Source organism: Xanthocytophaga agilis (assembly GCF_030068605.1).
Classification (GTDB): Bacteria; Bacteroidota; Bacteroidia; order Cytophagales; family 172606-1; genus Xanthocytophaga; species Xanthocytophaga agilis.
This window is the reverse complement of sequence record NZ_JASJOU010000010.1, coordinates 231,185-245,915: the sequence shown is the minus strand read 5'-3', so window position 1 is coordinate 245,915 and position 14,731 is coordinate 231,185. Positions and strand designations below refer to the sequence as shown.

7 protein-coding genes are annotated in these 14,731 nt (G+C 39.5%); 2 read left to right on the top strand and 5 right to left on the bottom strand.

The window, feature by feature from the left end:
- Positions 1-268 precede the first annotated feature (268 nt).
- Positions 269-904, top strand: a complete 636-nt coding sequence (locus QNI22_RS25775) for an NAD(P)H-dependent oxidoreductase (RefSeq protein ID WP_314515063.1) — start codon at positions 269-271, stop codon at positions 902-904.
- 640 nt (positions 905-1,544) lie between these two features.
- Here the strand turns inward: QNI22_RS25775 and QNI22_RS25770 are convergent.
- Positions 1,545-3,650 carry a ComEA family DNA-binding protein gene (locus QNI22_RS25770; RefSeq protein WP_314515061.1) on the bottom strand — a complete coding sequence of 702 codons (2,106 nt, stop codon included), beginning with the start codon at positions 3,648-3,650 and terminating at the stop codon, positions 1,545-1,547.
- Positions 3,631-4,479 carry a PorV/PorQ family protein gene (locus tag QNI22_RS25765; RefSeq protein ID WP_314515059.1) on the bottom strand — a complete coding sequence of 283 codons (849 nt, stop codon included), beginning with the start codon at positions 4,477-4,479 and terminating at the stop codon, positions 3,631-3,633. The genes QNI22_RS25770 and QNI22_RS25765 overlap by 20 nt, the downstream gene beginning before the upstream one ends.
- 320 nt (positions 4,480-4,799) lie before the next feature.
- Here QNI22_RS25765 and QNI22_RS25760 point away from each other — a divergent pair, with 320 nt between their 5' ends.
- A complete protein-coding gene (locus tag QNI22_RS25760) occupies positions 4,800-8,270 on the top strand; it encodes a two-component regulator propeller domain-containing protein (protein ID WP_314515057.1) in 3,471 nt (1,156 codons plus the stop codon).
- Between the two features lie 21 nt (positions 8,271-8,291).
- On the opposite strand, the gene QNI22_RS25755 is transcribed toward QNI22_RS25760, so the two are convergent.
- The 3 genes from QNI22_RS25755 to QNI22_RS25745 all read right to left on the bottom strand — a co-directional run bounded on the left by QNI22_RS25755 (position 8,292) and on the right by QNI22_RS25745 (position 14,566).
- Complete coding sequence (locus tag QNI22_RS25755; protein ID WP_314515056.1) at positions 8,292-9,389, bottom strand: oxygenase MpaB family protein; 1,098 nt, start codon at positions 9,387-9,389, stop codon at positions 8,292-8,294.
- A gap of 117 nt (positions 9,390-9,506) precedes the next feature.
- Positions 9,507-11,561, bottom strand: a complete 2,055-nt coding sequence (locus QNI22_RS25750; RefSeq protein ID WP_314515053.1) for a sensor histidine kinase — start codon at positions 11,559-11,561, stop codon at positions 9,507-9,509.
- 68 nt (positions 11,562-11,629) lie between these two features.
- The gene (locus QNI22_RS25745; RefSeq protein WP_314515049.1) at positions 11,630-14,566 is read right to left on the bottom strand and encodes a serine hydrolase domain-containing protein; all 2,937 of its coding nucleotides are present in this window, start codon (positions 14,564-14,566) and stop codon (positions 11,630-11,632) included.
- Positions 14,567-14,731: the final 165 nt, after the last annotated feature.

Sequence of the window (14,731 nt, the reverse complement as noted above, 5' to 3'; positions counted from 1 at the left end):
AAATGCTTCCTGTTTTAAGAAACCCTTTCTGAAGGATTTAGTTTCATTATTCAGTGTATTTGAGTTAATAAGAGATTTGGCAAAGTAGAATTGTTGTCCTTGCCTATGGTTGGAAAGTGGAAAATGGACGTTTATACAGGCTTGTTGCCTCATTCTGCAAAAACACTATCCCAAAGGTTACCACTAACCTTTGGGATACTACTATCTTTTGCATAGTAAAGGCAGATAGCTTTGTAGCAACAATTCTAACCATTTAAAATCGACTACAATGCAATTTAACGAAGCAATAAACTGGCGTTATGCTGCCAAAAAAATGAATGGGCAGCCTGTACCACAAGCAAAAATAGACGCCATACTAGAAGCTATTCGATTATCGGCATCTTCTGCTGGTCTTCAACCGTATGAGGTTGTAGTGATTGCTGATCCAGCTTTAAAAGCAAAGATTTACGAGCAGTCATGTCCGCAACCTCAGATACAGGAAGGGTCACACTTGCTGGTTTTCGCTTCACAATTATCTGTAAGCGAAGAGGATATTCGTACCTATATGGAACGCATTGCTCGTACCCGCAATATTCCTGTTGACTCATTGAACGGGTTTTCCGACTCTATCAAAAACGGGCTGCTTTCTATGCCACCGGAAATAATCAAAAACTGGGCGTCCCGTCAGGCATACATTGCTTTGGGATTTGGATTGGTAGCTGCTGCTGTTGAAGAAGTAGACTCCTGCGCTATGGAGGGTTTCAACTCTGTTGCCCTTGATGAATTATTAGGCCTTAAAGAAAAAAACCTTGGTAGTGTTGTATTGCTGACATTAGGTTATCGGGATGAAGAGAAAGATTTTCTGGCAGGTGCAGCAAAAGTACGGAAAGATCGTGCTGAGCTTTTTACAGAACTTGTAGCCTGAGATTAAATAAATTAATATAACAGAAGTCATCCTACAGTCTGGCTAGGCTAGATTTACGACAAGTTTTACTCCTATCTTGTCCTATATCTTTTCTGGAAATGGCGGTTTTAAAAAGAGAGCGCTGGTTCGAACGTCCGTTCGGACCTAATTTGAAAGCAACGTCCGTTGCGTTGGGACAAATTGATACTTGTTTAGGTTTGGGTTAGCACCCAAACAGAGTTTTACCGACCAACGCAGCGGACGCTGCTCTCAAAATGGACACAAGCGGACGCTTGCGCCAGGAACTTTCTTTGTTTCCAGAAAAGTTATGGGACAGGATAAGGTCTTATGCCTGCAATCAATTCACAATAAAATCTGATTTGTGCCTGTTTCTATGCAATCAGCAATTTTGCGGTGAATTCCGATCAGATTTTATTTTTGCGGTGAATTATGCGCAACAGAAAAAAATGATCGGAATTCCGTTCAAAATAAAATGTGGTTGAAATTATGTTCAAAAGCAAAAATGTGGTGAACAGTATGCAATCTCTTCATAAAATAACGGACCAGCTTTGCATCCTCTGAAAAACTTTTGCATAGAATAATGCATATGCAAGAGATCTGCTTGAATAAAAGCTCATCCTTACATTTGGGGTGACTTCTGTTACAAATGATACCGCACCTGTACTTTTATATCTGTACGTTGAGGTCCATTGATCTGATCAAGTCCTGACCCCATTGTATCCTGATTGACAAGTGAGGTTCGTGCTACCCGAAACCATACCGAACAACGTGGAGTCACATCATAATTAAGGAGTAGATAATACCGTGCTCCCCGAAGATAATACATAGGAACAGAGAAACTGTTCAACACATCTTTTTCAAAGGCATACTGCCGGTTGTCATAATCTTCTGTATCAAACAAGGCAAAGCGGGTACTAATCTGCCAGCGACGTAGTTTGAGAGTAAGGTCTTCCATGATAGCATATCCGGTTGTCAGTGTACTTTGTTTAAAAGAACTGAACTGGACACGAGTTCGCAGAAAAAGATAGTCATTAGCCTGGAAGTCTATGTTAAATAAGTATTGTTTACGAATAGTCTCTGTGATAAAATTGATGGGAGAATCCTGATCAGGTTCGTTTCGTTGTTTATGTTCTTCTCTATATTGTGTGTATAACAGGAGTTTTTTAGTTGGCTGCCAGGCTAGACGAAGCAAATAATCGAAGCCTTCGGATGGTCCATCAACCCTATATTTTAGCCAGGAAAAACGGTAGCTATCATAATATGCTGTAAGAGTAATCCGTCGGGTGGGGTTGAATTTTACTCCCCAGTAAATACCACTTTCATTGATGTTGCGTGTATTTTCGCCAAAGGCCCCTCCATAAAACGTATGGAAGTTCCGATCATAGTGTCTGATCAGTAGGGAGGTGGATAAACGAGGTGATAAACTACCTATAATACCTGATACAACTCCAAGGCCGCCACTCGATGAACGAGCTGCTTCTCCAAAAAGGTTAAAGTTTTGCCATACATAACTATAGTGTAGTCCTATGCCTGTATTGTTTTTTCCGGAAAACTCGAACTGATTATATCTTCGGGGGATTTTCTGTATAGGCGTATCATACTGTGTATAGATAAATGTGCCTCCCATTTCAAACCTTCCTGCTGCACTTTTATACGTAATATCCCCTCCTGAAGTTTGTTCTAGTACAGTGGCTCTGGTTGCTAACTCATGAGGCGTGCGATGATAGCCGGCAAGTAAAAGAGAGGAAATATAGCTATCTGTCAATGAATCACTATCATTTACATTTGCATCTCTATGTATATGAGAATAGAAGCCTGTTACTTCAAATTTACCTAACACATAGGTAGCAGCACCTCCTCGCAGAAAGCCAGTTTCCATAACAGATGTGTAGGGACGAATACCGACCTGGCTCCGTCGTATGGTTTCAACTGTAGAAGCGCCTTTTCCAACTGAAAAACCTGCTGACAGGAGTAAACCCTGTCCAATCTGCAACTGATAATCGCCAATCGCAATTTTTTTCCAGTGCCGTTTATTTTCCAGCAGCAAGTGCCAGGAGAAAAAATCAGCCCCATACTGATAGCGTGATGGTTGCCAGACTATTTGCTCACCCGCATCTTTTTCCATAGTAAAGCCCAAACTGAAATCGCCTGGATGGTTAATGCGATAACGTGCATACCAATGACCAGCAGAGCCTGTATATCGTTGTGTTAGCGACCCATCACGGGCTGTGTCTGGAGGTAGGAATCCTTTTTTCTTTTCCAGTGTCTGGTCATAGCGTAGCAACAGTGTATTACTACGTTCTGTCAGTATTCGTTTCCACAATGAACGGTTATCGGATGCATTGCCATTATCGTAAACAGTTACAAAGGGTAATAATTTTTGTATAGTCGGTATATCAAAACCAGGTATAGCCTGCAGTTCATAGATAGAAAGTAGCCTGCCATTGGTTTTACGATAGTCAACGAAAGAATTTATCTGCGCTTCTGATAGTATATAAAGCGAACCTAATAGGTCACGAGTGGCTATATTCAGATCCAATGGATGTGTATAGAGTTGCAAAAGAGATTCATAGAGATCATCAAAATTGGCGTCTTCTTTTTGGGTAGCCAATAATTGCTGTGCAAAATCATCCAAGTCTATCTCTTTTCGGGCGGGTTGTTGTGCTTTTACTATATCTACCCAACTACAAAAAATCACCAGGAATATCAGCACCTGAATAAGTCTTTTAGCTTTTAGTAGATTCATTAGTAGTTTTCTTTTTTGGAAGACGAACACTGAGAGACAAATTATGAGATAATCCTAAGGTAGAGTGTGTCTGAAAGGCATAATCCAATTGTAACTTCTTAGGGCTAAAGCCAATACCAAAGGAATAAAGCTGTGGACGAGTGGCAATGCCTGTACGTAAACGCAGGTTTTTTACAATCTCATATTCTAGTCCAGTTCTGAAGGTGCCCGGAAAGTTAATGTCCTTTTCCAACTCTACAGTCCAGACGAGCTTAGTATGAGGCTTGTATGCCAAACCTACCTTCATGACAGTAGGAATACGTTCATTAGTTGAAACGTCTAATTTACTTTGGGATACATTATATATATGGACACCCGCTGAAAGCTGTGGTAATAACTGGACCACTGTGCCTATTTCAAACAACACAGTCTGTTTCTTGCCTACCTCCTGCATTCCAGTTTGGAGGTAGTTTACCCGTAAACCCATACTGATATTCTTCCAGAGATATCCATAAGAGATTCCTGCTGTTGTTTCATTATACAGCTCATCACCAAGGCGACTAAGAGTCGCACCCAGTACACCCTTTGATAAAGGATGCACATATCCGACAGCCATTGTTTGAAATCCAGACATACCATACCGAATGTTATAGTTTGCCAGTAGATGAGAATACTCTGTATAAGCAAGCCCTCCGGGATTGTTCCATACAGACCAGGGATCTGAAAAAGTAACAGAACAATTGGCAAGCCCCCATACACGAGCTCCTGCGGGGTTAGGCTCTCCGCTTGCGAAAACGGTCTGGATACTAACTATTACTAGAAGAGAAGAAAAAAATAATAATCTTTTCAAGCGTAAAAAATGTGAGGTGTAACATATAAAAAGTGTGTAAAATTATCAATGGTGGGGATCCCGTGAATAGTAAAATAGACTGAAAGACGTGCATTGTAATATTTTAAGCATAAATAATACAGCATACCATACTTTGTTTTTTTCTGAAGTAAATCAGTGGCTAAGATTTATTTTTTTGATTTTGGGAGAGGGAGAATTCCTATACTTTGTTATATCTCGTTACGTATGTAAGAATGCCGCCAAACAAAGAAGATATATTGCCTGGAAAGTAACTTACTTAGTAGACTAATAAAAGAATAAATGGCATATTCTCTTAAATAATGATTTTCTTACAGTATTTCCATCCTAAGAAGCTTGCTCTATGCTATAGGCCACAATGGCTTATTGGCCTGGTTTTGGCTTTTTTATGTGGAATGCAAACAGGATTTTCACAGATAAGTGAATTGAGCTTCAGGAACTTATCTACAAAACAGGGGCTGTCAAACAAAGATGTACATGCCATCCTGCAGGATAGTAAAGGCTTTATCTGGTTTGCCACTAAAGATGGCCTCAATATTTATAATGGATATACCATTCAGGTTATTCAGAATAATCCTAAAGATAATGAGAGTCTACCCAGCAATGATGTTCGTGCATTGGCTGAAGACAATGAAGGTTACATATGGGTTGGTACCTATGATAACGGGCTGATTCGTCTCAATCCACAGACCCGTAAAGGAGTCATTTACTCAACGGCAACTGATAAGGCGCTGACTTCCAATACAATATTCGACATCCATAAAGACAGGAACGGCAATATCTGGATTGCAACATTTGGTGGAGGGCTGGTGAAATTTGATGTAAAAACGCAAAAATTAGCTTCCTATCAGAGTGACCCTGGCAATGTCAACGGGCTCAAAAGTAGCAATATCATTACTATACATGAAGATAAGCATGGAGACCTCTGGTTAGGTACTTTTGGAGGTGGTCTTTGTAAGTTTGAAGTACAAAAGCAGAAATTCTCTACCTATTTAAATCAGGAAAACACAGATATCTATGCAATAGAAGAAGATCGTGAAGGATATCTCTGGTTAGGAACATATGGTAAAGGCCTGGCACGTTTTGATAAACAAACAGGTAAGGTACAGTACTTTTCGACCCAAACAGTAAAAGGATTGGGCAGTGATTTCATACGGGCAATCAAAGAAGACAATATGGGCATTCTTTGGATTGGCACAGAAAAAGGAGGAGGTTTAAGTTCTTTTGATCCGGTTAGAAACAAATTCAATACCTATAAACAAAATCCTATCCAGTCTGCCAGCCTTAGTGGAAATGACATTAATACACTATTACTGGATAAATTAGGCATCTTATGGATAGGGACAGAAGGTACAGGTGTAGATCAATTTGATACACAGAATGCAGTATTTAAGTCGTATATAAGTGGTGCAGGTACTACACCTAAATTTACAGATGGCGCTATTACCGCAATTTATGAAGACAAAGCACAACTAGTATGGATTGGTGGCACCTTTGCAGATGGCCTGGCTGTATATGCTTATGACAGACTTCAGGATGTGTATACCTGCTATAAATTGCCAGTTACCAATGAGTTGATGGGTTTTGATTATACAATTACTGCCATTGCTGAAGATGATATTGGAAATATATGGATAGGAACAGCAGAAAATGGACTGTATCGGTATAATAAACATCTAAAAACATTCCGTTCTTTTACTTCAAGCAATAGCCAGTTAAGTAGTAATGGGGTTGAAGTTTTATATAAGGACAGAAAAGGTATTGTATGGGTTGGTACATATGAAGGAGGGCTTTGCAAGTTTGATCCCTATCATGAGACCATTCATACCTATACACATGATCCTAAAAATCCTGCATCTATCGCTGGGAATACAATCAAGGTAATCTACGATGATGAGAAAGGAAAGCTGTGGTTAGGTACCAAACAAAATGGGTTGTCGGTCTTTACTATCGCAAAAAACACCTTTACCAATTATCAGGCACAGAAAAACTCCTTGAAAAGTTTGCCTGGTAATTCGATTCGGGCTATTACGGAAAGTAATGGTCAGATATGGATTGGGACAGATGCCGGAATCTGTCAGTTTAATTCCCAGAGTAATACCTTTAAGCGTATAAATGCCCAGAATGGCTTACCGGAAAACAATGTCTGTAGTATGCTTTCGGATAAAAATGGAGATCTATGGATAAGTACTTTCTCCAAAGGTCTGGTACGATTTAATCCTAAAACAAATAAGTTCCGATACTTTACTACAGAGGAAGGCTTGTATAGTAATGAATTTCAACAATGGGCAGCACACAAAAATTATGATGGAGAACTATTTTTCGGGGGGAGCAGGCATTTCATTAGCTTCAATCCAGATAAGGTATTTGAAAATCCATATGTAGCACCTATTTATCTTACCTCATTTACATTATTTGATAAGAAAAAAGAGTTTGCTAAACCTTTATATGACCTGTCTGTTATTGATCTTGACTACAAGGACAACTTTTTCGAATTTGAGTTTGCTTCGCTAAATTATCTGAATCCGGAGAAAAATAGCTACGCCTTTATGATGGAAGGAGTAGATAAAGACTGGAAGAATGTAGGCAACAGACGCTTGGCCTCTTATACCAATCTGGACCCTGGTTCTTATACATTCAAAGTAAAAGCTGCCGATAAATACAATCAGTGGAATAATACTTGGGCTTCTATTCATGTTGTCATTCATCCTGCGTGGTACCAAACCTGGTGGGCACGTATTTCAGGTATAGCCTTAGTACTGGGATCTATTCTGGTATATTATAGAAACAGAATTCGTTTCTTTCAAAGACAAAAGCAGATTCTGGAAGATCTGGTACAACAAAGAACTGCGGAACTTGTCCAAAAGAATGCAGAAATTGAAAGCCAGAAGAATAATATTGAAGAGAAAAATATCAAACTTACAGAGGCGAAAGAGTTGATTGAACAGATTAACGAAGAGCTGAGAGCTATAAATAATGATCTTGAATATAGAGTAGAACAACGTACCCATCAGCTTAAGGTTGCCAATGAAAGTCTCTTAAAGAGCAATCAGGAACTGGATATGTTTATTTATCGTGCTTCGCATGATATCAAAGGGCCATTGGCGAGTCTATCCGGGTTATGCAAGGTTGCAGGAATGGATGTTGAAGATCCTAAGGCAAAAGATTACTTCTCCTTGCTTGATAAGACATGTGACAAAGCCAATCATACTCTGGTGCGAATCCTGAAAATGTATGATATCCGGAATGCTGAAATATATAATGAACCTGTGAGCCTGGTGAAGACGATAGAACGTCTGGTATCGGACATCAAAGCCAGATCAGCCTATGCCAATACACAATTTGAGCTGATTACTACGGCAGATTGGCAGGTAGTATCTGACAAATCGCTATTGTCAATCGTTTTACATAATCTGATTGAAAATGCCTTTCAATATCAACAAGATCCGAATAATCCGTATGTAAAAGTGTACCTGGAAGAGGTAGATGATACCATTCAGATACAAATACATGATAATGGAATGGGTATTCTGGAAAACCTGCAAAATAAACTGTTTACTATGTTTTTCCGTGGAACTGTAAATTCCAGTGGTACAGGGCTTGGTCTGTATATATCTAAATTAGCCATTGAACGATTGGGCGGAAGTGTACAGTTTGTTACAGGTTTTGATAAAGAAACGGTATTCAGAATAGTTATTCCCAAGCTTCCTGTTGCAGCCGGATTAGCCCTTATTCTTCCCTCTGAGGCAGAAGTTGCTCCTGCTGCTGAATGAAGTATCTCCAATCTTTAAGACTTACCCAAATGCAACAGGTAATCTGAGATGGGTATCCACTCCCTGCTTTAATTCATACGCCAGTGTTTGGGTGATGTATTGGGGCTTTTCTTCCCATTTTCCTACACGAGTGAGCGCATTTAGTACATTAGTAGATCTGAACAGAGGAGCCAAAGTATTTACTCCATCTGCAGATGGTATTTCCAGCATATCTGCAATAGAGTTACTTAGCAGATAGCGCATATAGGCGTGAATAAAGTTGCGACTCACAGGGCTATCCTTATTTATTTCATACAAACAGGTAAGCAATGACTGTGTAAGAGCAGCTCCTGCTACTGAATGGTGGAAATGTCGTTTGGCAATTTTTTTATCAAGCCAGTAGGCTTCCTGTAGGTTGTTTGGTAATAGTTGCTGATCAACTCCCAACATGGCTCCAATTATATTCCACAGATATAAAAAATCTTCACCCTCATCTTTCGTCCACTGAAAACCTAATTTTTGAAGTCCTTGCAGAACAATGTAGGAAAAGGCAAGGTTAGTTCCTGCCATATCTTCCTGGTTGACGGGAGTTCCCCATTGGGCATTCCATTGAGGACTATGGGATGCATAATAACGTGAAATAGCGTGAATAAGCCTGACCTGTTGTATCCTTTGGATACCATTTCCTGTAGAGAATGCTTTGGGAGAAGATACATCCAGCAGAAATTGCGCTGTCTCTGCCAGACGTTGGTAAGTATCCTGATGAATACGTTGTGAAAGCAACAATACCTGAGCTCCATCGGCAGCAGCATAACAATAAGGCAAGGATAGACATCCCAGAATAGAAAGAATAGATCGGGCGTTTCTGGCAAAAAAACGTTGCCCTCTTTCCAAACGCCTGAGATCAACCCATGAAGGAACAGATTCTGTTTGGGAGAGATAACTTTGTAGTTCGAAAGGTATTTCTGATGAAGGTTTTTCTTTGCTTTCAATTATCTTCCAATAAAAAGAGAGCTTTTCCCGTTGCCCGGATTGCATCAGGTAGTGAACTACTGTATCTGCAATGGGATCAGCTTTTGTTCGCATTTCCTGTAATAGATGCTCAGAAAAGAAAGCTGCTTTTTCGTTTAGTTGATTCATTGACAAAATGTTATCTGTTCAATCTGATGTTTTGCCAGATCGACAGTCAGCAAAACATCAGGTACCTACTGAATAACAAGAGGATGAATCAAATGGTTTTAATTTAATTCTGAGAGATTAGGATAGTTCTATAGGTGATTCCTGATTTGCCTGTTGTGAAAGAGAGGAAGCAACTGTAAACCGGAATACACTTCCTTGAGATACTTTGCTCTCTACCCATATCTCGCCACCATTGCGTTCTACAAAATCCTTGCAAAGAATCAAGCCAAGGCCACTTCCTTTTTCGTTGTGGGTGCCTCGTAATGTAAATAGCTCGTTATTAAATAACTTCTGTTGGTTTTCTTCAGATATACCTTTGCCTGTATCCTGAACAGATATTTCAACAAATGGTCCTTTGCATAGGGCATCAATAGTCACAGTTCCTCCTTCTGGAGTAAACTTGATGGCATTGGAGATAAGATTGCGTACTACAAGCTTAATCATCTCTTCATCTGCATAGGCTGTCAATGGCTCTGTGAGTAAACTTTTTAGTTGAAGGTGTTTTTTCTTTGCCTGAGAATTTAGTAATTCTATTGTTTCATTGACGATGCTCTGTAACTCAATCTCTTTGGGTTGCAGGATAGTGCCTTCCATTTGACTTCGAGCCCACACCAGCAGGTTATTAAACAGGTTTGCAATATAGTTTACATCCTTACTTACTTCTGGAATCAGTTGCTTGAGATCTTCTTCTGAAACCAGATCGTTTTCAAAGATTTGTAGTAACCCTTTGAGAGCATTAAGCGGAGAGTTCAGATCATGGGCGATAATGGAAATAAGCCTTGCTTTTTCCCGGTTTAATGTTGATAGGTCATTATTGGCTACCAGCAACTCCTGAGTCCGTTCTTTTACTCTTCTTTCGAGTGCAACTGCAATTTTGTCTTTCAGCTTTTGATTTTCCTGTAGCTGTCCAATCAGCTTTTCCTGTGCCCGACGCCGCTTACGTTCTTCTTCCTTCATTTTAAATCCGATACTTAATGAAAAAAGAATAAGCTGAATAATAGCTCCTACCTGGAAATAGTTGATGTGTACTGTAGTGACATCACTGGCATTGCGGAAAAGAACATCCCATACGCCTCCTAGAAATACAGGTAGTGTACCCAATACCAGCAACCGTGCAAGACGAATTTTACTTGTCCAGAACAGTACCAGTAAGACTACAATATTGGCAAATTGGATGAGATTGAAATATCGGTGAATAAGAAAAATGGTTCCAAGATCTTTAGAGAAAAACAGGTATATGGCACCACTAATACCCCAAATAAGATTGGCTGTGATTAACCATTGCATATTCCGATGCTTGCGAGGAAACTTTTTTTTAGTTTCCAGAAAGTTGCAAATAAAGAGCAAAAGGAAGATGACAACAATTTGTAAGGTGGCCCAGTTGTAATCAAAAATACGAGGGAACTCTCCCAGCAAAATTTCTTTGCCGAGGTTATATACGTTGATATAAAAAACAGAAAGCGAAAGGATATAGAGGCTATAGTAAAGGTATGTTGTACGCTTAAGAATAAAGTACAAGAGAAAATTATATAAAAAGAGTACTAATAATACCCCTTGTGCTATCCCTTCATACAAATTTCGTTCAATAATAAATTCATTCCAGCTTGTAACAGGCTGTAACAATAAACGTGGTGCAACTCCAATCTTTAATTCGTTTTGATAACGGATATAAAGTGTTGTTTTGCCTGGTCTTAGCTGAATATTAGCTGAGTTTTCTTTGCCTCTGATTTCGTCTCGTTCTGAGTTTTTTCGATAGTAACCAGACTTTTTATGTTGTAGCTTTCCATCTGGTTGTTGAATATAAATGTCGATAAAACTTGCCTTCCCTGTATGTAACAACCATTGGCTTGTAACCTCTTCAGTATTGGTGACAGTAACTTTAAGCCAAATGATATCATTCCATCTGGCTTTTCTTAGTATATCAGGAGCAATAGAACGGAAAGGCGTTTTTTGAACTTGTGCAAAAGATAGAGAGGCAGTAGCGTCAACGAATATCTCACTGGATTCTGTCAATGCATACATGCTATCTGCGCGACCAACACCTACACTTGGGCTAATAACCTCAGAACGAACAGGAAAGCTAAATAACCAAGTGCCACAAGTAATTAAAAATAGTATGGCTGTATACTTCATCTAGAAGTGTTATTTTTCATGCACAATATATGAACTTTAGAGCAATAGTAATAATGCGAGGTAAATCCCTATTTGGCTTCTCCTTTCTGTATTACTTCATAGATCGTTTGTAATACTCCCGTCCGAATATTCAACGAGCCAAGCTTATTGTTATTGCGTGTTGGGTAGACGCGATTGGACATAAATACATATACAAGCTGGTATTTAGGATCAATCCATACAAATGTACCAGTAAAGCCTGAGTGTCCAAAACTTTCAGGGCTAGAAGCCGCCGCAGCACTTAATCCCGGGCTTTTAGGATCTGGTTTGTCAAATGCAATACCTCGACGACTGAAGCTTACATCATTGTAACGAGTCCATTCTTTCAATGTCGCCTCATTGATAAAACGCTGACCTCCATATTCTCCCATTTGAAGATACATCTGCATCATTTTGGCTACATCGTTGGCTGTACCAAATAATCCGGCATGGCCAGATAGACCATCGAGCATGGCGGCTCCTTCATCGTGAACAGTCCCATGAATCAGTGTTTTCCGGAATAGAGAATCGTATTCTGTAGGTACAATCTGATCAATAGGATAGTAGCGCAATGGTTTGTAGGTAAGATGCGTAGCTCCTATTGGCAGATAGAATGTTTCTTTCAGATAGGTTTCAAAAGGCTTGCCTGTCTGTAACTGAACCAGACGAGGGTAGAGGTAATAGGACAAGTCGCTATACACATACTTCTTTTCTGGCAACAAAGGGGAATCATTAATCTCCTTATAAATCTTTTTACAATACTTTCTATTAAGCCACAAATTATCGACAATCTTCACAGGAAATCTTTTTGAGGAATCTGTGCGAAAAAGTTTGTGGTTACGTTCTCCATCGTCTTTTACGGTCTCTTTCCAGAATGCTATCCAGGCAGTAAGACGTGCCTGATGTGTCAGAATATCTCTGAACTGGATATCCTTCTTGTTGGAGTTTTTATATTCTGGCAGATAGGTTGCCAGAGTTTTGTCAAGACCAAATTTACCTTCATCCGACAAACGCATTAAAGCAGGAGCCGATGTAGTTACTTTGGTCACGGATGCCAGATCATACAAGTCATCTTCCTGCGTTGGCCGCTGATTGTCATAGGTGAGATATCCATAGGTCTTATGAAATATTATTTTTCCGTTTTTTGCGACTAGTACCTGACATCCCGGAGTTGCTTTCTGTGTGAGAGCAATGTTGGCCATTGAGTCGATTCTTCTTTCCAGCAATTCAGAGTTCATACCTACTTCTTCAGGCATGGTATACTTCAGGCGATGAATTGAATTCATGCCAAGACCACCATTCAATGGATAAACCGGAGAGACAGAAACAGGCATCTTGCCAGACATACTAACTGCGCCAAATAGTGCCTGTGCTGCCAGTTCCTGCGCAATTGTATTGTCCTGATAAGTAGTAACTATAGCAGTGGCTTTGCTAAAATCAAACTTAGGTAATGTATAAGCATTACCCAGATGACATATTATTACCTTCTGATTGATAGATGATAATTCTGTCAGTGCTTTTTGCATGTTTTCTGTAATACCATAATTCTTGGATGGTCTTACACTGGGTACATGCACTCCAACCACTACCAGATCAAATTTTGCCAAGGCATCTTTTACTTTTTTTATATCTGCAGTAGTTGCTTGTTTAGAAATTACAAAGTGTTGTACAGATGTATACTTTGCTAGCATTCGCTGAAAGGTAGTTGTCTTTTCAGCACCTACTGATACAGACGCAATCTGTAAAGTATCGAGCTTTTGTAAGGGAAGGAATGTGTTTTCGTTTTTGAGTAGAGTCAATGCTGCTTCTGTCAGTTGACGGTTTAGCAACTTTGCCTTAGGAGTATTCAGGTCTTTTGACAGATTAGTAAGACTGATAGACTTCCATTTGTCAAGTCCAACCCAGGCTTTGGCTGCCAGCACCTTACGACAACGGGCATCTATTTCTGCCTGAGTTATTTTTTTCTCCCGAATCGCTTTTTTTATTTCTTCTATTGCTTTGGGTACGTCCTCTGTGAATTCCAATACATCATTTCCTGCCAGAATAGCTTTTGCATCAGCCATACCAGGAGTATAATGTTTGGTCACTCCTTTCATATTCATTGCATCCGTAAACGCGAGGCCTGAAAACTTTAGTTCATTTTTAAGCAGGTTAGAAATAATGGGCTTTGAAAGAGTAGAAGGCTGGTTTTTAGTAGAATCCAGACTCGGGATGCTCAAATGGGCAACCATGATTCCACCAATACCTGCTTCAATAATTTTACGAAACGGATATAATTCCAGAGAGTCCAGTTGTGTTCTGGATTTTTTGATAAGGGGTAGATCATAATGAGAATCAGCATCTGTATCACCATGTCCGGGAAAGTGTTTTGCAGTAGTGAGGATGTGATTGTCCTGCATTCCTTTCATATAGGCAATAGATTTGCGGGCTACATTTTCCTTGTTCTCCCCAAATGAACGATAGTTGATAACTGGGTTATTGGGATTGTTATTTACATCTACTACTGGAGCAAAATTGACATGGATACCCATTCGCTTACATTGCATAGCTACTTCTACACCCATTTTGTAAAGCAGACTATCATTCTGGATTGCTCCCAATGTCATTTGATAAGGATAGCTTATTGTGCTATCAAGTCGCATTCCGAGTCCCCACTCTCCATCAATCGCAACTAGTAATGGTACTTTGGAGATAGATTGATAAAAGTTTGTTTGTTGTACCTGACGTGTAGGTCCACCCTGAAAAAATACCAGTCCACCAATTTTTTGTTTTCGTATTAGTTCACTGATTGCATCAATGTGTGCCTGGTCCCGGTTGGAATAGGCGGCTACCATAATAAGTTGGGCTATACGTTCATCCGGAGTAAGCTTTTGAAAAACAGAATCTACCCAGCGTTGGTTATAATCGGAAAATGGCAAGTTTTGCGCATTTGTGGCAATGGATACTTGCAATACTATCGCCACAAATAGAAGAATGGATTTTTTCAAGGTCTATCAAAATTTTGTTTCTGGTAAAATTACATTTTTTCAGCATGTAAGGAAGTATAATTTTGGGTAGAAGAGTGATTTTGGAGCTATACTAGGTTTTTTCGAGCTATCTCTGTGATCGAAAATCTATATTTACTTATACTTTTCTCTGGTTGAATCTGAATA

Coding starts and splice junctions, on each gene's coding strand:
- QNI22_RS25750 (WP_314515053.1), bottom strand. CDS start 11,561: ATGAAGTATACAGCCATACTATTTTTAATTACTTGTGGCACTTGGTTA.
- QNI22_RS25755 (WP_314515056.1), bottom strand. CDS start 9,389: ATGAATCAACTAAACGAAAAAGCAGCTTTCTTTTCTGAGCATCTATTA.
- QNI22_RS25775 (WP_314515063.1), top strand. CDS start 269: ATGCAATTTAACGAAGCAATAAACTGGCGTTATGCTGCCAAAAAAATG.
- QNI22_RS25770 (WP_314515061.1), bottom strand. CDS start 3,650: ATGAATCTACTAAAAGCTAAAAGACTTATTCAGGTGCTGATATTCCTG.
- QNI22_RS25760 (WP_314515057.1), top strand. CDS start 4,800: ATGATTTTCTTACAGTATTTCCATCCTAAGAAGCTTGCTCTATGCTAT.